The following is a 19,829-nucleotide window of genomic DNA, read 5'->3' on the forward strand; positions in this document are numbered from 1 at the left end:
GCAATGAGTACGAACATTACATGGCATGAGGCATCTGTTTCCAAGCAGGAGCGTCGCGAGCAAAAAGGCAATCATAGCTTTGTTCTTTGGTTTACAGGTTTATCCGCATCCGGCAAGTCTACGCTTGCCAATGCGGTGGCGCGTAAGCTATTCCAAGAAAAAATTGGCAACTATGTATTAGATGGAGACAATATTCGTCACGGCTTAAATAAAGATTTAGGCTTTTCTGAAGAGGCACGTACAGAAAATATTCGCCGCATTGGCGAAGTAGCGAAGCTGTTTGTAGACAGCGGCACAATCGTGCTAACAGCTTTTATTTCTCCGTTCCGTGCGGATCGTGCGCAGGTGCGTAATATTTTAGAGGCGGACGAGTTTATTGAAGTATTTGTAAGCTGCCCAATTGAAGAGTGCGAAAAGCGCGATCCAAAAGGCTTATATAAAAAGGCGCGTAACGGCGAGATTAAACAATTTACAGGTATCGATTCTCCGTATGAAGAGCCAGAAAATCCTGAAATTGTTGTTTCCACACACTTACATTCGATCGAAGAATGTGCGGAGCAAGTTATTCAATATTTGAAAAATAAACAATTTATTTAAGGGGATTTTATACAAGAATCATTGTTGGAAATCCGCTTACGGGTATTGACCCAGACCAATCGTGAAAGAGGTATATGAACTCTTTTGGCATAACGACGAGTTCGCAAACCTTTTTGTGTAACTATAAAAAATAGCAATCAGCACAAACCTATATAATGCAGCAAACGGGAAAATTAATTGTATTTCCTTCATGCGATCTTGTCGAGTGGAGCTTGAGAAATATTTTCTCAAGCTTCCTGACATTGAAGATATTTCTCTTTATGAGAAGAAGACAATTCGTAAAGGGGCAGGCTTTGTCATTTACGGACAGGAGAATAGACTGTGGAGGTGGCAAAGTGGGAAAGGTGTACATTGTTGGAGCAGGACCGGGTGATCCGGACTTGATTTCGGTGAAGGGACTCAAGTGCATTCAGCAGGCTGATGTCATTTTATATGATAGGCTCGTAAATGAGGAGCTGTTGTCTCATGCAAAGCCGGATGCGGAGTTGATTTTTTGCGGCAAGCTTCCCAACTACCACATTATGCAGCAGGAAACGATCAACGCTCACCTTGTAAAGCATGCGAAAAAAGGAAAAACGGTAACACGGCTCAAGGGTGGAGATCCGTTTGTATTTGGACGCGGCGCTGAGGAAGCGGAGACGTTAGCCGAAAATGGCATTGTGTTTGAAATCGTTCCCGGCATTACGTCTGGTATTGCCGCCCCTGCCTACGCTGGTATTCCAGTCACCCATCGTGATGCCGGCGCTAGCTTTGCCATCGTTACGGGTCACCGCCGCGAGGGCCAGGAAGAGGATACAAAATGGGAGAGTCTAGCGAAGGGAATTGATACGCTAGCGATTTACATGGGTGTAAGCAATCTTCCGTATATTTGCGGCAAGCTATTGCAACATGGAAAAAGTGAGCAGACACCGGTCGCACTTGTTGAATGGGGTACAACTGTATCACAGCGTACAGTAACGGGAACATTAGGAACGATTGTCACCATCGCGCAAAAGGAAGAAGTACAAAATCCGAGCATGATTATTGTTGGCGAGGTCGTTCGTTACCGGGACAAGATTCAATGGTTTGAACAACAGTCATCCAAAAATTACTATGCAAGCGGGGCGTTGTAAATGCAGGCAGTATTATACATTTGCCACGGCAGCAGGGTGAAGGAAGCGTGCGAAGAAGCGCGCTTCTTTGTCTCTCAAGCAATGGCTGACGTAGATGTACCGATTCAGGAGGTATGCTTTTTGGAATTAGCGGAGCCGTCCATTGAAGCTGGCTTCCGAGCATGTGTGGAAAGAGGTGCAACACATATTGCGGCGGTGCCGGTTTTATTGCTCACTGCCGCACATGCGAAAGAGGATATCCCGAATGAATTAGCAAAAGTAAAGCAGTATTATCCTGATGTAACCTTAACGTATGGTGATCCATTTGGCGTACACGATGAAATTGTATCGATTTTGATGGAGCGAATTGGTAAGGGACGTGTTGCTGAGGATGCGATGGTATTGCTCGTTGGACGAGGCAGCAGTGATCCGGATGTAAAACGTGATATGAAGGAAATAGCTTTACGATTACAGCATACATATCCGTTTCAGAAGGTCGATATTTGCTTTTTGGCAGCAGCGGAGCCAACATTTGAGCAAGGGCTGGAGATGGCGCTTGCATCAGGTCATAAACAGGTGTTTGTTGTGCCATACTTATTGTTTACAGGTATTCTGATGAAAACAATGGAACGAAAGATTAAGAAGCTAAGTCGAGAAGAACTTATATTATGTGATTATCTAGGCTATCATCCGAATTTGCGCAAGGTTCTTGCCGCGCGCGTACAGGAAGCAATGGAGGGAGAAGAGTATGTACCCACTTGCGCTGCATATACAGAATAAATGCGTTGTTGTCGTTGGCGGCGGTAAGGTAGCCCTTTTTAAAATCGGGCCGCTTGTTAGGGAAGGAGCACGTGTAACAGTCGTTAGTCCCGAGGCTGATGGGAAGGTGCAAAAACTGGCAGAAGAGGGGCGCATTACGTGGCTTGCGAAGACATATGAAAAATCAGATCTTGTCGGGGCGCTTCTTGTTATTGCAGCGACGGATGATGCGGAGCTTAACGCCCGAATTGCAGCGGAAGCGGACGAGAATCAGCTCGTAAACGTCATTACGGACCCGAATGCAGGAAATGTGCATCTTCCGGCTGCATTTGAGCGCGGCAGGTTAATGATTGCTGTTTCTACTGGCGGTGCTAGTCCGAAGTTGGCAAAAAAAATTCGGGATGACCTGTCGGCTGCATATGGAGAAGAGTATGAGCAGTATTTAGATTTTTTATATGAATGCCGGATAAGAGTGAAAGCTTCTGTTCACAGCAAAGCAGCACGGAATGTATTGCTGCAGGAAGTGCTAAAACCGGAATATATAGGATCTGTAGAAAAACAGCAGCAGTTTTTAGAAGGTTTATAAGGGATGTACTATCATTATTATAGTTCTTTGTTTAGGGGACTGGCTGCCGTTTGACCAACTCGAGTTTTATCCACTAGAAATGAGACAAGCCTTGAGGGGTTATGTTTTTTCCTAGCAAGCAGCCGAACATTTAGTTAGGGGATGTAAATGAATGAAAAAAGGACCTTGGTTGAAATGTTCAACTTGGGTCCTTTTTCCATGAGGAAAGCATAGGTTTTTCGAAGATGTCTAGCAAGAAAATAGGCTGTATTTGTGTTACTATAAGTACGGCATTGGATTTACTGCATTACTCTTCGATTGGTTCCATTCTCCCACATGCAATTCAAAGTGAAGATGCTGGCCTTGCGATGCACCTGTATTGCCCATAATTCCAATTTGCTGGCCTTGCTTCACTGTTTGTCCTGTTCCGACAGAATAGCTGCTTAAGTGTGCATATACAGTTGTGTAGGTTTGTCCTTTGATGCGGTGCGAAATAAACACAACATTCCCGTAGCTTTGCGAATAATACGCCCGGATCACAACACCATCTGCGGCTGCCATAACCGGCACTGTTCCAGGTGCCGCAATATCCACACCTGCATGCAGTTTACCCCAGCGTTGGCCGAAACCTGATGTGAAAGCACCTGCTGCAGGTTTGATGAAACCGCCTGGATTGATTGCTGCTGCACTATTTTGAATCGATGTTCCAGAAGAAGGTGCAGCTGCCTTTCTTGCATTCTCTGCAGCCTGCGCTGCCTGTGCTGCCTCTTCAGCTGCACGTTTGTCCGCTTCCACAAGCTGCTGGGTCGCTTGTCTTTGCGCTTCTAAAATCGCTTTTGTTTCTTCTGTGCTTTCGATTTCTTCCATTGTTTGCGACAGCTTTGTATGCATGTCATTCATAAGTACTTCCTGCTGCTGTTTATCGGCGGCCTGCTGCTGCTGCTTTTGCAGTTGTATTTCTTTTTGCTTCTGCAATTCTGCTTCCTTTTCTTTTACCACTCTCTGCTCATTCTCTACAGTTTCTTTATCGCGTGCCTGCTCTTGTAAAATATCATTATCAGAATCTAATATAAGCGACACTGAATACATATTCTCCAATAAATCCGCTAGGTTTTTAGAGTTAATAATCAACTCTGTAATTAAGGTGCTGCGCGGCTGCTCCTGCAGCGTGCGCAGACGCTGATCAATGACAGCCTGCCGTTTTTCAATTTGCACTTGTAAATAAGCGATATGGCGATTTTTCTCTTCAATTAAAGCTTCTGTTTCCTGAATCTGTTGTTCAATTGTCGCTAGTTCCTGCTCTGTTGTAGTAATTGCTGCATTCAATTCATCTATTTTCTGCTGAAGTGCTGCAATTTCCTGTTCAATTTGCTGTTTTTCCTGCTGCTTATTTTCTAGCTGTTGAGATGTTCCGTTTAATTGCGATTCAATGCTATTTAATTTATCTTGGTTGGTTTCTGCATATATAGAAGCTGTTGGAGCAAGTAAAAAGGCTCCAGTCGCTAGTACGCTGAAAACAGTATGTTTATTCATAGTTGTTTTCTCCTTTCTCTACCGTATTTTTATACCATAGAATGAGGAGAGAATCTATTACTTTCACTATAATGTAAAAAATTTTAATATAATATTAGTTTTTTTATGGAAGTGTAATGAAGTTACATGAAATAGAGGGAATTTGTGTAAAAAATAAGAGGTTAAGTTATTTTGTAATAGAAATCACAATATATAACGTTATCTTGATAAAAAGTATATCACTAATAGTGTATGTATTTTTATTAGATTATTTTATATTCTGATAAAAAGCTAAATGAAAAGAAAATGGCTTTCCTGCCACATTATACGCCATAGAGGATATTATTCTTGAAAAATGATTATTTGTGGAGGCAGTTTATATAAAACTGTTCAGGTGAAGAAAGAAAGGCAGAAAAAATATTTTGTTTGAATGATAAAAATATTCTGGAATATAATCGATAGATTGCGATATTGCTAATTTTTTGTTATTATGATTATCGGTGTAGAAACAACATAGAAAAGTACAGTAAAAGTGTTAAGAAACGAATTGTTCGCTCTTTTTGCAAGTAATGCATAGATAAAAGTTTTCCAAGAAGGGGGTATCGCCATGCAGAAAAAGAAATTAGGACTAGCTTGGCAAATTGTGATTGGTTTGATCGCCGGAATTGCGGTTGGAGCAATATTTTATGGCAACCCGGCAGTTGTTCAGTATTTAAAACCAATTGGTGATATTTTTATTCGTTTAATTAAGATGATTGTTGTACCGATTGTTGTATCCAGTATTGTTGTAGGTGTTGCAGGCGTAGGTGACATGAAGAAGCTGGGACAACTTGGCGGCAAAACCTTGCTTTATTTTGAAGCAATTACAACCTTGGCTATTGTGATTGGATTACTTTTTGCAAATGTGCTTCAGCCTGGTGCTGGCGTAGACATGAAGAACCTGCAAAAATCTGATATTTCTGCGTATGTGGACACAACAGAGCAGGTTGAAAGTCATTCGTTTATAGACACATTTGTGAATATTGTGCCGACGAATATTATTGATTCGCTAGCAAAAGGCGACATGCTTGCGATTATTTTCTTTTCCGTTATGTTCGGTTTAGGAATCGCAGCAATTGGCGAAAAAGGAAAGCCGGTACTGCAGTTTTTCCAAGGAACAGCGGATGCGATGTTTTATGCAACAAATCAAATTATGAAATTCGCGCCATTTGGCGTATTTGCGTTAATTGGTGTTACAGTCTCAAAATTCGGTGTTGCATCGCTTATTCCTCTTGGAAAATTAGTGTTAGTCGTTTACGGCGCGATGTTCTTTTTTGTAATCATCGTGTTAGGGCTTGTTGCGAAGCTAGTAGGCGTGAATATTTTTCAATTTATTAAGCTTCTAAAGGACGAGCTCATTTTGGCATACTCCACTGCAAGCTCTGAGACAGTGTTGCCGAAAATTATTGAAAAAATGGAGAAATTTGGATGTCCAAAGGCAGTTACATCATTCGTTATTCCGACAGGCTATTCTTTTAATCTTGATGGCTCTACGTTATACCAAGCGATTGCGGCTATGTTTTTAGCGCAAATGTATGGAATTGATATGTCATTATCTCAGCAAATCACATTGTTGCTTGTACTGATGGTTACTTCTAAAGGAATTGCGGGTGTACCAGGTGTATCGTTCGTTGTTTTATTAGCGACGTTAGGCTCCGTCGGTATTCCGGCAGAAGGCTTGGCATTTATCGCGGGTATCGACCGTATCATGGATATGGCGCGTACGGCTGTAAATGTAGTCGGAAACTCACTTGCAGCTGTTATTATGTCCAAATGGGAAGGGCAATATAACAGAGCAAAAGGACAAGAATATATAAGGGAAGTACAAGCTTCTTAAAAAAATCCCCGGTATCACGGGGATTTTTTTTATTAAGAGCGCACGGGGTAGTTGAGAAGCTGCGTATATAAGGAGCGAACGCATTCTTGAATTTCCTCGGCTGTAGTAGCAAATTCTGCTGCATACCTGGTTTTATTGTTTGACCAGGGCGGAAGAAGCTCTGAACAGAGTGTAATGCGGATATGAAGCTGCGAGGAGTGTTTGCCGAGAAATTCCAGCTCAAAGCTTGGTTCTGTAAAAGAGAGTACCGGTACAGATGGATTTGGGAGAGATTGGAGCCAGTGCATGATTTCTTCGACTTCTGTTGTCAGCAAAAATGGATCGATTTGTACGAAAGTCGAGTTTCCCTCTCTTAATGTTAGCATCACATTTAACCAATTTGCATCATAGTCAAATTCAGATGAACTATTTTTACCGTTTAGTTCTGGAAACTGGTAGTTATGTATTAGAAGTGACAACGTCTTTGCTTCAGAAGAGAATTTCATTATGCCCACCTCACGATAGAATTGTCTCCTTTACGTTACAACGGTTTTGGGAGCGGTGCAATAGAAAACTTTGCGAGTCCGAGAGTGAAATCGGTCTAAAGTCTGAGTGAAAACCGTTCTCTAGTTCGTTATAGGGGTGCTTCGTTTCAGATAGGATAAGAGTATCAAAACGAAGGGAGGCAATAAGGTATGAAAAAATTTCTCACCTTTTTAGCAGCAGGAGTGCTCGTTATCATTGCGCTTGCCACGCTCGGTCATATTGTAGGCTTATTAATTGGAGCAGCCATTGCGTATTGGAGCTTTAAGTCATTCCTGAAAGCAGATTCGCTGCTAGGAAAATTTTTCTGGGGCATTATTGGGTTAATCGGTTTGTCCGTTGTCCTTGGGAATTTTCCGGCTATTATTGGGGTCGGAGCGATTGCTTTGCTATATTACGGGTATCGCAATTGTAAGAGTAAACGCTGCGGCGGAAAACGTGAAGATACGTACAAATCGTTTCGTAATTTTGAAGATGAATGGGAACATGTAATGAAACATTATTAAGAGAAGGGAAGAGATATGTATGAAACAATCCTTATTCCAACGAATTCGTAATATTGTAATGGCGGATCTCCACAGTGCGCTTGATGAGAAGGAGCGTCAAAATCCAATTGCTCTCCTCAATCAATACTTACGCGATGGCGAACGAGAGACGAAAAAAATTGAACAGCTAATTGAACGTCATAGCATGCTGAAGACAAATTTTCTTCGCGAGAAGGAGCAGGCGACATACATGGCAGAAAAACGGAAGCAGCAGGCGGATATCGCGCGTCAAGCGGGCGCAGCTGATTTAGAGGCGAGAGCATGGAAGGAAGCGGAATATTATGAAGGGCAAGCATCACGTTTGGCGGATGCACATACGAAAACCGCAGAGCAGGTTGAAGAATTACAGCGCCAGCTTGCTGAGATGAAAAATAAGCTGAAGGAAATGCATACAAAGCGGATGGAACTTATGGCACGTGAGAATATGGCGCATGCCAACCGCCGCATTCATGATACGCTTGGCAAAATGTCTAAAGACAACCCGTTTATGCGCTTTGAAGAGATTGAAGAGTATATGCGCGAACTGGAGCTTCGAGTAAATGAGGCATATGAGCGAGACACGTTTGATTACAGAATTGCTAAGCTTGAAAAAGAATTGAAAGAATCTGCTCATTCATAACATACATTGTCTAGCAGCTTATGATATAGTAGAGAAGAAAAGGAATTGCATAACAATTCCTTTTCTTCTGTTTCATTCTTTAAGAAAGCATAAATTTCCTAACTGGGAAGTAATTCGACATAGTGGGAAATTTTAAGTATAAAGTATAAGTACAACTAGGCTACCTCCAACTTTTACAAGGCTTGGCGTTAGCCAAGTTTTCTTTAGCACAACAGGGAAAGGGGGAGAGCGGTATGAAACGGAAGCTGCTGAAAACGGAAATTGTCGCGATTGCCGCCATTTTGTTTGGAATTGGACTTCTCCTTGATATCATTACACACAAGTTTGCACCGGTTGCCCTTGTTTTTTCAATTGTGATGATCCTAGTGGGCCGGAATTACCGCAGTAAAGGAAAACGAAAACGAGGAACCATTCTTCTATCCATCGGTGCCCTTATTTTTATTATACATGTGTTCTCTTCTGCTGCGTTTCAGCTGCTGCTTGCAAGCGGAATTATTTATATGGGTTATGAACTGCTTCAAAGCAGAAGGCGGCCGACCGTGCTGCAAATTGAGACAAAGGAAGCCCCAGGCCCTAGCTCTGCAGTGCTGCGGTTCGAACCGTTTTTAAAAAATATGTTTGTCGGAAATTACAGGGTAATGGATCGTGTCTACGAGCTTGAGGATATTAATATCCGCTATGGAGTAGGTGATGTCCAAATTGATTTAACGACAGCAATGATTCCTGAGGGGGAAACAGTCATTGTGATCCACGGTCTTGTCGGCAATATCCGTTTGTATGTACCGTACGATATTGAGCTATCCTTGAACCATTCTATGCTGCTTGGCCGCATTTCTGCGTGCGGTCATGAGGAAAAGGGATGGAACCGAAATCTCATCTTTCAAACAGAGCAGTACAGGGAGGCTCCGAGACGAGTAAAAATCATCTCTTCGCTTCTTGTTGGTGATACGGAGGTGAGGTATGTATGATAGGGAAACCATCTAGTTTTCCATGGACATATTTTAACTATTCGATTTTGTCTTGTCTCGGCGTCTCGCTTTTTGCAACGATTGTATATGCTTGGAAAAGCAATCAGCCAGTATATGAATTTTTAGTAGAGCGGGAGGCTGCATCTGTTCCAATGATTTTGTTTGTAATTGGCGGAAGCGGCTTGTTCGGTGCTGTGGTCGGCTACTCGATTGAACAATATACAAAGCGTCGCTTAAATGAAATTTCCGCCGTTTTGCTGGAGATTGAACGTGGAAGTTATCCGAAGGAGGCTCTCTTTACTGCGGAAGATGAACTAAGCTCTATTGGCAAGCGTATTGTGGCGCTCTCTCATCGTTTAGAGGAGCAGGCTGGATTATTTCAAAAGCTGACAAATGAGCGGGCTGAATGGAGCGAGGAAATGAAGCAGGCGACGATTTCCGAGGAGCGGCAGCGATTGGCGCGCGACCTGCATGATTCTGTCAGTCAGCAGCTGTTTGCTATGTCTATGATGATGTCTGCGGTGAATGCACAGAATGATCGAAATTCGGAAGCGGTAAGCAAGCAGCTGCAGCTTGTAGAGCAAATGGTGATAAATGCACAAACGGAAATGCGTGCCCTTTTGCTGCATTTACGTCCTGTACAGCTTGAAGGAAAGAAGCTGAAGGATGGGATAGAAGAACTGTTAACAGAGCTTTCGCGCAAGCAGCATATCCACCTATCCTGGCATATTGAACAAATTGATTTAGAAAAAGGAGTAGAGGATCATTTATTTCGTATTGTACAGGAAGCGCTATCCAATACGCTTCGTCATAGCAAGGCGAATAAAATGGAGCTTCGTTTTCGGCGGTTTGGGCAGTATGCAATTTTAAAGATGATGGATGATGGTATTGGATTTGATGTTTCGCAGCGTAAAGCGGGTTCATATGGCTTGCAGTCCATGCAAGAGCGTTCGCAGGAAATTGGAGGTACATTTAAAATTCTTAGCTTTCCACACAAAGGAACGCAATTGGAAGTGAAGATTCCCATTATTGCGCGGGAGGAGGGATAGACGATGATTCGAGTATTGCTTGTAGATGATCATGAGATGGTTCGTATGGGGGTGGCTGCTTATTTGTCTACGCAGCCAGATATCGAGGTTGTAGGAGAGGCGGAAAATGGAAAGCGAGGAGTTGAGCTGGCGCTGGCGCTTCGTCCCGATATTATCTTAATGGATTTAGTGATGGATGAAATGGATGGCGTGGAGGCAACAAAGCGTATTATACAAGAGTGGCCCACTGCTAAAATCGTTGTCGTGACGAGTTTTTTAGATGATGAAAAGCTGTATCCTGTTATTGAAGCGGGGGCAGCAAGCTATATGCTGAAAACATCGCGAGCGAGCGATATTGCTGATGCACTGCGAGCAACGTACAGAGGAGAAACTGTGCTCGAGCCGAAGGTAACAGGAAAAATGATGTCCAAAATGCGCCAAAAGCAGGAGTACAAGCCGCATGAGGAGTTGACGGAGCGTGAGCGGGAAATTCTGTTGCTCATTGCTGAGGGAAAATCAAATCAAGAAATTGCTGATGAACTGTTTATTGCGTTAAAAACAGTGAAAACACATGTGAGTAATATTTTAAATAAATTGAACGTAAGTGACCGTACGCAGGCGGTAATTTATGCATTTCGCCATCAGTTAACCAAGTAGGGGGGAGAAAAACTAGGTCGAGCCCTTTTATGCGAGAAGCCAGAAACAGGCAAGTTCTCTTTACATACATTTACAAAAGGTAGAGATTGCCGATTCTAAAAGAGGTGAAGACTTATGTATTATGATCCGTATTTTTCTTACGGAGACAGACCGCTACAGCCGCTACGACCGCAACCACAAATTTCGCCCTTGACTCCTTCTGGTTCCTATCCGCCGTTTCTTCCAGGAATATATCCACCGGGGCAGGGAGGTGGGAGCTATCCTCCGTATCCACCGGGGCAGGGAGGTGGAGGCTATCCTCCGTATCCACCGGGGCAGGGAGGTGGAGGCTACCCTCCGTATCCGCCAGGGCAGGGACAAGGAGCCCAGCAAGGATCACCGCAAAGTCCTCCTCCTTCGTATACACCGCAAAAGCCGCAGTTTATGGCATATGCAGTTGATCCAGGTGGTATAAGAGGCTGCTTGTATCGTTATACGTATATTTGGCTGCGAAACGGCAGAAGCTTCTGGTTTTATCCAGTGTTTGTCGGACGTACGTCTGTCGCTGGCTACCGCTGGAGACGAAATCAATATAGATGGGTATATACAGGGATTGATCTTGATAACATTGACTATTATGAGTGTAGATAGGTATCAAAAGCCTTCCGTTGAACGGAGGCTTTTTTTGCGGAATTAAGTCTAATTTTTGTTTCGTTGTCTAGTTTTAGTATGATGATAAAGCCTAGACCATATTTTTATATAAAATTGTATGTTCTGTAAGGCAGCATTGAACTACTAAAACGAAATCAAGCTGCATATATGTCAATTTTTTTGTTTTTTTGGCTAATAATGTAATAATATATAGAAAACAAACAGAAGGAATATACTGCGCCTTTACAGAATGTAGTATGTAATCCCAAAAGGGGATTAAACAAAACTAAAGAGGTGACGGAAATGCTGCTATCAGTTCTGTTGCTTGTCGCCAGTATAGTGACATTATTTTTATATGTTTCACACACCCGTTCTTTAAAGCAATCGGAAGCGTTGCTGTTTAACAAGGGAAGTATATTTGGAAAGCATTCTCGTTTTGTAGTTTGTGTCAAATGCGGAAGGGCACAGGCCGCCAATGGCGGGTATCAGGAATGTTGCAGGACAAGATTATAGAAAAGAAACCTTACCGCCAGGTAAGGTTTCTTTTTTTGACAGGAACGTATAGCTTCTTAGGTTCTGTCTTGTTCCCTTTTGTAAGATAACTTCCTTCACATAAAGGTAAAAAGCGCCTTTAGTGCTGAAGAGCATACGGAGAGCTTCTGTACATCAGCTTTACCCGAACCGCGCGTTTTGTGGGCGGGTTGTTTGCCTGCGCTAGCTGAGCAGGGCGCTTGCGCCTTTCTACTGCAGTCTAGAGCTGTACTTTCGAACCATTAAAAATCCAATGATGAGTGCAAATAGAAGCGACGTCCAGAATTCAGCTGAAAGCAGTGGATGGTTCGTATCGTACTGCAGCCATTCAATCGATAAAAGGCTTCCGAATATATAGAAAATGAGAATGGAAGCGAAAAATGAAAGAAGTCCGATGACAATCAAATGCAGTCTCAAGCTAACACCTCCTTACATACAATTTCATATTTAGTATTGGTTAAAAATGGATAAATCATAAGTGTAATATGGAAAAAGTGTCGAAATTACAAGAACAATTTTGAAAGGAAAAGCTTTTATTTATATCGAATGTTACAACATCTTCTTATTTTGGTAATATATGTAACATTCATGCAGTGCTGCCGTTATAAACATTAGCAAAGAACACCGTATATACTTGCCGTGTGGTAAGTCAGAGGGTGAAATGAGTAGGAGTGGATACAATGAAACGGGTGATGGTTGTACTAGGAATCTTGGCGTGTATGGCAATAGGATACGTTGCATTAAAGGAGTTGTTTATTTATTACGGAAATCGTCCTATTAGTGCAGCAAGCGTTTTAGGAGAACAGGAGGTAGACGAGAAGGGGGCGTCACTGCAGTTCATTCGGGATACACATGAAAGTTTAAATGCATTCTTGAACTTCGGTAAAGCCGATACATATACAGAGGGTGATTGGAAGAAGCTGAAGCAGTGGTTTCAGGAGCAGGAGCCCGCATTAAAGGATTTCCCAAAACAGCTTCAGGATACAAGGCTGCAGCATGATGCAACACGCGCCTATGAAACGCTTAAGCTAGGAATGGATAAAAGCAATATCCAGCTTGTTGTATACGGGCACCGTATTTATCATGATTTAGATATTTTAGTGAATCAATACAGCCTTGAAACGAATATATGGCATTATACAGAGTTTGAGAAGCAGGAAAACGTAAAAATAGTAGAAGAGGCAATTCGAGCAGTTTCACAATAAAAGCATGCGGCAGCATGTCTTTTTTTATTCTTTGGCTGTTCATTTTATTGTATCATTTTGGTTGCTGTTAAGTTATCGCTGCGTTATTAAATCGTTGAATCCAACCTTTTAAATGACTTATATTCTCCCAACTGTCGCATGATTGTCACAAAATCACCATGCGTATAGTGATTACAATCACAACTTGTTTTACACATATCCCCTATAATAAAGTGTGAAAGAAGAGAAATGTATACAGGGGTGGAACGAAATGGCAACAAAGGCCTTGTTGAGTGAAAAAACAATCCAAACGATAAAAGCGACTGTGCCCCTTTTGCAGGAGCGCGGTGTGGAGATTACGAAGCGTTTTTATGAGAGGCTGTTTACTCAGCATCCAGAATTATTAAATATTTTTAACCATGCAAATCAAAAGAAAGGACGGCAGCCAGAGGCATTAGCGAATGCAGTATACGCAGCAGCAGTTCATATCGATAAGCTTGAAACGATTCTTCCGGTTGTAAAGCAAATTGCTCATAAGCATCGCAGCTTAGGGGTTAAAGCGGAACACTATCCGATTGTTGGACAAAACTTATTATGGGCGATTGAAGAAGTAGTAGGAGCACCACAGGAGGTGCTTGATGCTTGGGCGGAAGCTTACGGTGTAATTGCGGATGTATTTATCCAGGTAGAAGCGGAGATGTATGAACAAGCAGAGCGGCAAACAGGTGGTTGGAAGGGATTTCGCAGCTTCACTGTTGCGAAAAAGGTAAAGGAAAGTGAAGTGATTACTTCTTTCTACTTACAACCAACGGATGGAAGAGCACTTGCTTCGTTTGAACCAGGACAATATGTCAGTGTAAAGGTAGAAATTCCTGGACAGGAACATACATATATTCGCCAATACAGCTTATCAGATGCTCCTGATAAAGAGTATTACCGTATTAGTGTAAAAAGAGAAGAAAGCAATGGTATATCTGGAGTCGTATCGAATTATTTGCATGATGAAGTGAAAGAGGAGGATGTACTGCTGTTAAGTGCGCCAGCTGGAGACTTTGTGCTGCAGACAAATACAAGTTTGCCTGTTGTGCTGCTGAGCGGCGGTGTTGGCTTTACTCCGCTTATGAGTATGTTAAATACAATGATTGAGAAGTATCCGGATCGCTCCGTTACATTTATCCATGGAGCACTAAATGGAAGGGTACATGCTATGAAGGAATATGTTGAGCAGGCTGCTCGTCAGTACAGCAATGTAACAGCATATACAGTGTACTCCGCACCGACAGAGGAAGACAGACAACAGCAAAGCTTCCAAAAAGAAGGATTCATTGATCTAGAATGGCTGCAATCTGTATTACCGTCTAACGAAGCAGAATTTTATTTCTGTGGACCTATCCCGTTTATGAAGCAAATGAATACTATTTTAAAAGAGTGGAACGTTGCACCAGAGAACATTCACTTTGAATTCTTCGGTCCTGCAGCATCTTTAGAATAGATAAAGAAAACTCGCTGACTGGCGAGCTGTTAGGCGAAGACAGAGGCGCAGTTGCACTTATACTTTATTTTTAAAATTTCCTGCTGCGTCGAATTCACTTCTAGCTGGAAATTTATACTTTCTTAAAGTGCAAAAAAGCTAGCAAAGGGCTTATGCTTCTTTGTTAGCTTTTTTTTGTTCCCGCAGCAGCCGGTTTACTGTTTCACGGCGCAAACCGATAAGCTGTGCAATTTCTGTTTGTGTTAAAATTTCATAAATTGGAATCTCGGTCAAATAAGTGGAAAACCATTCCTCAAGACGCATGAGCCGTTCCTTCGGAGATATGGTCGTTAGCTGATCGATGCGCAGCTGCATCATACGCAGCTTTTCTTGAAGCTGAAGCGCAATATCTGCATAGCGTTGCGGGTTGCTGCGCAGCTGTTCATACCACAAACTAGTTTGGAGAGGCTCTACCTCTGTTTTCACAAGAGCAATGGCAGTACCATGGTATTCTTTTGGTGAAAGCAAGGAGTGATGGGGAATTGTTTCACCTGGACCAATAATGTTAAATAAAAAAGGTGTACCATCTTCTTGCAGACGAACAACTTTTAATAGACCGCTTTTTATAAAGTAGAGAGGTCCTTCTTGCCCCTGATGAAATAACACTTCTCCTTTATGTATAATCAATATCAGCACCTCTTTAACAATTTTCATAGACGGTATCTTTCCGTTTTGCGGTTAGGAGAGGATTATAACAGCGTTAAAAACAGACAAATTCTCCCGTCGATAAGGTTTTTCTTTATTTTTGTTGTTCTGTTTGTTAGTATACTTGGTAGCGAGCAAAACCGCAATGCGGACCTAATAGAGCTAAGGGGGACGAACCATGCTAGAACAAAAAATGGGCGATATCAAAATGCCTGCTGATGCGATTATTCGAGTAGAGGAAATGAAGGGCGGCGTTGTCTTATCAGTAGAAATAGACGGCCGTATTATCTATACAATGGCGTACAATCAGGACACGGACAGCTATGGTGAATTGTATGACCATAACGACAAACGGGCACGGCAGGTACACCATGATTTAATGGGATGGCAGCTGCTTCATTAGAAAGCAGTTTCGTAATTGCTGGTATCATTTTTGTATGAGCACTCTCTATTATTCTTACATGACAGAAAAGCGGTTTTCTTAGACAGTCATTCTATAAAAGTATATGAAAATATTGGACATGCCTTGTTTTTGGGCTAGTAGAAAATTTTCATAGACAGAGCATCTTTGTTTCAGGAATTGGTTGGCTCCTTTGCAATGAGTAGATAGGCGGAAGTTGGCCATACTCTCGAAATTATAAATATTGTATCTTCTAAAGAAAAGACGCGTGACCGACGCGTCTTTTCGCTTATATCAAAAAAATAGGCGAGGGCACCCTTCCTTCGACCGAAGGAATTCCCCTTGCTGGACAGGAACGTGAGGGGAAAATCTTAGTGAATAGGCAGGAAGGGGATGAATCGCCTTCGGACAAGAGATGGCGGTTTGCTATCTCAATTATTCAGATTGTTTGAGAGAGGCACAGTATCATTAAGACAGGGCCTTGGATAGGAATTTCCAAGCCTTTGATTTCTTGGCAGCCATTTCATCTTTCTCACAATATTTTAAAGATATGCATAAAAATTGTATGTTTTTACCATTTCGGCTTTCTTAACGAACGTAAGTTTGGTATAATGGATATGTCAATAAGGGCAGAACACAATGTTAGCTTATAAAGCGTGCAAGTTTCACATCTATCTGAATGAAGAACAAGCTGCTTTCGTCAATAAAACGATTGGTTGCATTCGTTTGCATTCAATCACTTTTTGTCTCTTTGGAACGCCTCTTATAAGGAGACAGGAAGCCGATAGTTCAAAAAAGGGATTGATAGATCATGCGTGCTCCGATAATAATGAGTACAGCCCGCAAAATGTTTACGACAGTTTTTCCGCTTAATTTCATATTGATGTAGGCGCCAAACCGTCCTCCGGCCCATGCCCCTGGAACGAGAAGAAGTGCATATAGCCAAATGACATTTCCGAGCAGAATATGGGTAATAGATCCTGTTACTGCTGATAGAAAGACGACAAGCATGGACGTTGCAACTGCGATATGAGGGGGAAATGCGAATAGAAGCAGCATCGCAGGTACGAGCAGCGAGCCGCCGCCAACTCCAAATAAACCGGATATAAAGCCAATGAGAAAAGAAAGAATAACAGCTGCAACAGGATGGAAGCCGTATTGTGCTGTTTTTCCCTCTTCTGTGGTAAAGGTTCTCATAATCACACGTTTCTTTGAGAACGGAACAGGCTTCATTTTTTCCTTTAGCATAAGTAAAACAGAAATTGCAATCATAAATATTCCGAAGTACAGAGAGAAGGAATCATGATTAAAAAATTTGTTTGCCCATGAGCCGACCATGCTTCCCGGCCCGCTCCCGATAAAAAACAGAAATCCGCTTTTATAATCTACACGCTTGTGCTTCATATAGGTGAGCGTAGAGGACAGCCCTGTAAATACGACTGTCACGATAGATGTTCCCACTGCAAGCTGCGGGGACACATTTGGAAGGTGTAATAAGGCTCCTAAGCCGACAAGTAAGGGAACAATTACAATTCCTCCGCCTAGGCCTACAAGGCTTCCGATTGTCCCTGCAATAAATCCAACAATAAGTAATATGATGTATTCCAAGACGCACAGCTCCTTATGTATAGGGTATAAAATTATTATACACTTTGTTTGATAAAGAAGAAGAAAGGATTTTCAGTGCATGTTGTGTTGTAACTTGTTATAATTTTTTTGGTGAAGTTGCTCATAACTCACATTCCGCACCCTAAGGAAAAGTTTTGATATGGCTATTTTTATGGTTTTCCTAAAAAACAGCACAAAAATGTAAACGGGGGCTACAGAACAGGAAGGCTGTTTATATCTGTCTGATGTGAAGTTACAGCATCTTCTTCTCAGATCAATACAAACGCTGGAATTAGTATGGATGTAGACGTGAAACACTTTGTAGTATGCAGCAATCATCAAGGATTTTAAACAGATTAGAAATTAGAAACATCGCTGAAGCGGCAGCAATGAAAATGAAGCTGGAAATATGAATCCAAAAAAGAAAGGCGGTGAATCCTGCTATAAAAACATACAAAAGCAAAGAGTAATCATTTAAAAGGCGAGGTCGGGTTCACAGAAGCGGGAAATGATCTAGCATCAACCAATGGTTTTATTTGTTTATGTTTTTAGTAGCAGCGAACAGGAACATGGATGAGAGCAATGTCATGATAAAAAGCAAAATTCACACTTTGTATCCTTCTTTTACGAAATCGGAACAAAAGGTCGCAAATGCGATATTGCAGCATGGAAAACAAACTATTTATTTTTCAGTAACAGAGCTTGCCGAGGCAGCAGATGTGGGAGAAGCAACTATCTTACGTTTTTGCCGAAAGCTTGGATATAAGGGGTATCAGGAGTTTAAGCTTGCATTAGCAAAAGAGCCATCTGATGAGGCGGGGCACGGAGGGGAAGAAAAGTCGGATGTGGTACAAAGGCTGCTGCATGGCTACGCGGAAAGTTTGGAGGATAGCTCCCGCTTTTTAAATCGTGAAGTCTTAGCCGACGCGGTGAATGCTTTATTTCACGCCCGCTCTGTACATATATTTGGAACAGGCTTATCAGGAGTCACTGCTGTTGATATGAAATATCGATTTTGGATGGCGCGCAAGCACGCGGATGCTGCAACAGATTATCATGCACAACGAATGACTGCGGGTGCATTGGCGGAAGGGGATGTAGTCATCGCTATCTCAATTACTGGAAACGAAACAGAGATGGCGCAGGCACTGCAGGAAGCGAAACGGAACGGGGCTGTTATTCTTGCTATTACGCACTATGCCGATTCTGTCGTTACCCAAGCTGCGGATTATGTGTTATTTACGACCGGCGCAGAAACATTTGCTGGCGCCAAGCTGTCTCAATTATTTATCGTTGATTGTTTATGTGAAGGAATCGCTTTACAAGAAAAAGAATCATCCAGCAGTGGATGATTCTTTTTCTATTAGGTTAGGAAAGTATAACCTTTGGGATGCTGTCTAGCTCCTCCCCCAGTGTATTGGCAAAAAGCGTCTTTAGCGGTGAAGAACACACCGAATACTTCTGGGAATCAGCTCCGCCCGAACCGCGCGTTTTGTGCGCGGGTTGTTTTGCTATGGGAGACATGGGAGGGACGTGTCCACTTTTCTTATCAGAAAATTAAATTTAAAAGTAAGTACATAATAGCTGCGAGTGTAGCAGAAATTGGCAGAGTAATGAACCATGTAATTAACATACGCTGCGCTGTTCCCCATTTTACGCCTTTTACGCGGTGAGAAGCGCCAACCCCTAAAATAGAGGATGTAATTACGTGTGTTGTACTTACCGGCAAGTGAATATACGTAGCGCCAAAAATAATAGCAGCTGATGTTAAGTCCGCAGCGGCACCATTTACAGGACGAATTTTCATAATACGGCCGCCAACAGTTTTAATGATCTTCCAACCGCCGACAGATGTACCAAGACCCATCGCGAGCGCACAGGCAACTTGAACCCACATTGGGATATCTGTTGTAGTATGGTACTTATTAGCGATCAGGGCCATTGTAATAATCCCCATTGCTTTTTGGGCGTCGTTCGTACCGTGTGTATAGGATTGTAAAGCGGCCGTGAAAATTTGGAAGATACGAAAGCCCTTATTTGTTTTCGTTAAGTTATAGTTTTTAAAAATAAGTTTGAAAATTGAATATACAATATATCCAACAACAAATGCCAAGACAGGAGAGATAATAAGAGACTGAATAATCTTTAGAAAGCCCTGATAATTAAGCGCGCCAAATCCTGCAGCAGCAATGGCTGCACCTGCGATAGAGCCGATAATTGCATGGGAAGAGCTGCTTGGAATACCGTAGTACCATGTGATTAAGTTCCATGCAATGGCTGCGATTAAGGCAGCTAGTATTACCACTGAACCATTTTCTAGCTTAAATGGATCAACAATGTCCTTTGTAATCGTTTTTGCTACACCTGTGAACGTCATGGCGCCGACGAAGTTCATGACAGCTGCTAATATAATAGCTTGCCGCGGCTTTAATGCTTTTGTAGAAACAGAAGTGGCAATCGCATTTGCTGTATCATGAAAGCCGTTGATGAAATCAAAGGCTAATGCACCAATGACAACTAAAATAGTTAAAATTAAAAGTGTATCCATTGTTATGCCAGTA

21 protein-coding genes and 2 pseudogenes are annotated in these 19,829 nt (G+C 42.2%); 17 read left to right on the forward strand and 6 right to left on the reverse strand.

Going from position 1 to position 19,829, the window contains the following annotated elements; translation table 11 throughout:
- Positions 1-3 precede the first annotated feature (3 nt).
- From cysC to AC6HZ4_RS10950, 5 genes and pseudogenes are all read left to right on the forward strand, one after another.
- The gene (cysC, locus tag AC6HZ4_RS10930; RefSeq protein WP_497495020.1) at positions 4-597 is read left to right on the forward strand and encodes an adenylyl-sulfate kinase; all 594 of its coding nucleotides are present in this window, start codon (positions 4-6) and stop codon (positions 595-597) included.
- A 205-nt stretch (positions 598-802) separates the two neighbouring features.
- Positions 803-901, forward strand: a pseudogene (locus AC6HZ4_RS10935) (DUF3906 family protein); the annotation flags it as partial.
- 31 nt (positions 902-932) lie between these two features.
- Positions 933-1,709, forward strand: a complete 777-nt coding sequence (gene cobA / locus AC6HZ4_RS10940; RefSeq protein WP_497495021.1) for a uroporphyrinogen-III C-methyltransferase — start codon at positions 933-935, stop codon at positions 1,707-1,709.
- Complete coding sequence (locus AC6HZ4_RS10945) at positions 1,710-2,468, forward strand: sirohydrochlorin chelatase (protein ID WP_497495022.1); 759 nt, start codon at positions 1,710-1,712, stop codon at positions 2,466-2,468.
- On the forward strand, positions 2,437-3,033 hold the full coding sequence (locus AC6HZ4_RS10950; protein ID WP_497495023.1) for an NAD(P)-binding protein: 597 nt from the start codon (positions 2,437-2,439) through the stop codon (positions 3,031-3,033). Before AC6HZ4_RS10945 ends, AC6HZ4_RS10950 begins: the two co-directional genes overlap by 32 nt.
- Positions 3,034-3,291: 258 nt before the next feature.
- On the opposite strand, the gene AC6HZ4_RS10955 is transcribed toward AC6HZ4_RS10950, so the two are convergent.
- Positions 3,292-4,545 (reverse strand): murein hydrolase activator EnvC family protein, encoded by a 1,254-nt coding sequence (locus AC6HZ4_RS10955; protein WP_497495024.1) that lies wholly within the window; start codon positions 4,543-4,545, stop codon positions 3,292-3,294.
- A gap of 586 nt (positions 4,546-5,131) precedes the next feature.
- On the opposite strand from AC6HZ4_RS10955, the gene gltP reads away from it, so the two are divergent.
- A complete protein-coding gene (gltP, locus tag AC6HZ4_RS10960; protein WP_497495025.1) occupies positions 5,132-6,400 on the forward strand; it encodes a glutamate/aspartate:proton symporter GltP in 1,269 nt (422 codons plus the stop codon).
- A gap of 32 nt (positions 6,401-6,432) precedes the next feature.
- Here the strand turns inward: gltP and AC6HZ4_RS10965 are convergent, their stop codons facing one another.
- On the reverse strand, positions 6,433-6,885 hold the full coding sequence (locus tag AC6HZ4_RS10965) for a WapI family immunity protein (protein WP_497495026.1): 453 nt from the start codon (positions 6,883-6,885) through the stop codon (positions 6,433-6,435).
- 189 nt (positions 6,886-7,074) lie between these two features.
- On the opposite strand from AC6HZ4_RS10965, the gene AC6HZ4_RS10970 reads away from it, so the two are divergent.
- The 6 genes from AC6HZ4_RS10970 to AC6HZ4_RS10995 all read left to right on the forward strand — a co-directional run bounded on the left by AC6HZ4_RS10970 (position 7,075) and on the right by AC6HZ4_RS10995 (position 11,369).
- Entirely contained in the window at positions 7,075-7,428 is a 354-nt protein-coding gene (locus tag AC6HZ4_RS10970) for a lmo0954 family membrane protein (RefSeq protein WP_497495027.1), read from the forward strand.
- A gap of 19 nt (positions 7,429-7,447) precedes the next feature.
- Entirely contained in the window at positions 7,448-8,086 is a 639-nt protein-coding gene (locus tag AC6HZ4_RS10975; protein ID WP_497495028.1) for a PspA/IM30 family protein, read from the forward strand.
- Between the two features lie 233 nt (positions 8,087-8,319).
- The gene (gene liaF / locus AC6HZ4_RS10980) at positions 8,320-9,054 is read left to right on the forward strand and encodes a cell wall-active antibiotics response protein LiaF (protein WP_497495029.1); all 735 of its coding nucleotides are present in this window, start codon (positions 8,320-8,322) and stop codon (positions 9,052-9,054) included.
- Positions 9,054-10,103 carry a sensor histidine kinase gene (locus AC6HZ4_RS10985; protein ID WP_497495666.1) on the forward strand — a complete coding sequence of 350 codons (1,050 nt, stop codon included), beginning with the start codon at positions 9,054-9,056 and terminating at the stop codon, positions 10,101-10,103. Before liaF ends, AC6HZ4_RS10985 begins: the two co-directional genes overlap by 1 nt.
- 3 nt (positions 10,104-10,106) lie before the next feature.
- Positions 10,107-10,739 (forward strand): response regulator, encoded by a 633-nt coding sequence (locus AC6HZ4_RS10990; RefSeq protein WP_497495030.1) that lies wholly within the window; start codon positions 10,107-10,109, stop codon positions 10,737-10,739.
- Positions 10,740-10,853: 114 nt separating this feature from the next.
- Positions 10,854-11,369: a transporter gene (locus AC6HZ4_RS10995; protein WP_497495031.1), complete on the forward strand. Its 516-nt coding sequence runs from the start codon at positions 10,854-10,856 to the stop codon at positions 11,367-11,369.
- 741 nt (positions 11,370-12,110) lie between these two features.
- Here the strand turns inward: AC6HZ4_RS10995 and AC6HZ4_RS11000 are convergent.
- Positions 12,111-12,317 carry a hypothetical protein gene (locus AC6HZ4_RS11000; protein ID WP_497495032.1) on the reverse strand — a complete coding sequence of 69 codons (207 nt, stop codon included), beginning with the start codon at positions 12,315-12,317 and terminating at the stop codon, positions 12,111-12,113.
- A gap of 263 nt (positions 12,318-12,580) precedes the next feature.
- Here AC6HZ4_RS11000 and AC6HZ4_RS11005 point away from each other — a divergent pair, with 263 nt between their 5' ends.
- Both AC6HZ4_RS11005 and hmpA read left to right on the forward strand, forming a co-directional pair.
- Positions 12,581-13,105 (forward strand): hypothetical protein, encoded by a 525-nt coding sequence (locus AC6HZ4_RS11005; protein WP_497495033.1) that lies wholly within the window; start codon positions 12,581-12,583, stop codon positions 13,103-13,105.
- A 265-nt stretch (positions 13,106-13,370) separates the two neighbouring features.
- Positions 13,371-14,576 (forward strand): NO-inducible flavohemoprotein, encoded by a 1,206-nt coding sequence (hmpA, locus tag AC6HZ4_RS11010; RefSeq protein ID WP_497495667.1) that lies wholly within the window; start codon positions 13,371-13,373, stop codon positions 14,574-14,576.
- Positions 14,577-14,726: 150 nt separating this feature from the next.
- Here the strand turns inward: hmpA and AC6HZ4_RS11015 are convergent, their stop codons facing one another.
- Positions 14,727-15,242, reverse strand: coding sequence for a Crp/Fnr family transcriptional regulator (locus tag AC6HZ4_RS11015; protein WP_497495034.1), 516 nt, complete (start codon positions 15,240-15,242; stop codon positions 14,727-14,729).
- Between the two features lie 196 nt (positions 15,243-15,438).
- Here AC6HZ4_RS11015 and AC6HZ4_RS11020 point away from each other — a divergent pair, with 196 nt between their 5' ends.
- Both AC6HZ4_RS11020 and AC6HZ4_RS11025 read left to right on the forward strand, forming a co-directional pair.
- Entirely contained in the window at positions 15,439-15,663 is a 225-nt protein-coding gene (locus AC6HZ4_RS11020; RefSeq protein WP_497495035.1) for a hypothetical protein, read from the forward strand.
- Positions 15,664-16,299: 636 nt separating this feature from the next.
- Positions 16,300-16,439 (forward strand): annotated as a pseudogene (locus AC6HZ4_RS11025) (helix-turn-helix domain-containing protein); the annotation flags it as partial.
- Between the two features lie 10 nt (positions 16,440-16,449).
- Here the strand turns inward: AC6HZ4_RS11025 and AC6HZ4_RS11030 are convergent.
- Positions 16,450-17,268, reverse strand: coding sequence for a sulfite exporter TauE/SafE family protein (locus tag AC6HZ4_RS11030; protein WP_497495036.1), 819 nt, complete (start codon positions 17,266-17,268; stop codon positions 16,450-16,452).
- A gap of 587 nt (positions 17,269-17,855) precedes the next feature.
- On the opposite strand from AC6HZ4_RS11030, the gene AC6HZ4_RS11035 reads away from it, so the two are divergent.
- Complete coding sequence (locus tag AC6HZ4_RS11035) at positions 17,856-18,620, forward strand: MurR/RpiR family transcriptional regulator (protein WP_497495037.1); 765 nt, start codon at positions 17,856-17,858, stop codon at positions 18,618-18,620.
- A 197-nt stretch (positions 18,621-18,817) separates the two neighbouring features.
- On the opposite strand, the gene AC6HZ4_RS11040 is transcribed toward AC6HZ4_RS11035, so the two are convergent.
- Positions 18,818-19,816 carry an inorganic phosphate transporter gene (locus tag AC6HZ4_RS11040; protein WP_497495038.1) on the reverse strand — a complete coding sequence of 333 codons (999 nt, stop codon included), beginning with the start codon at positions 19,814-19,816 and terminating at the stop codon, positions 18,818-18,820.
- Positions 19,817-19,829 lie beyond the last annotated feature (13 nt).

The organism is Ectobacillus sp. OTK (genome assembly GCF_059698935.1).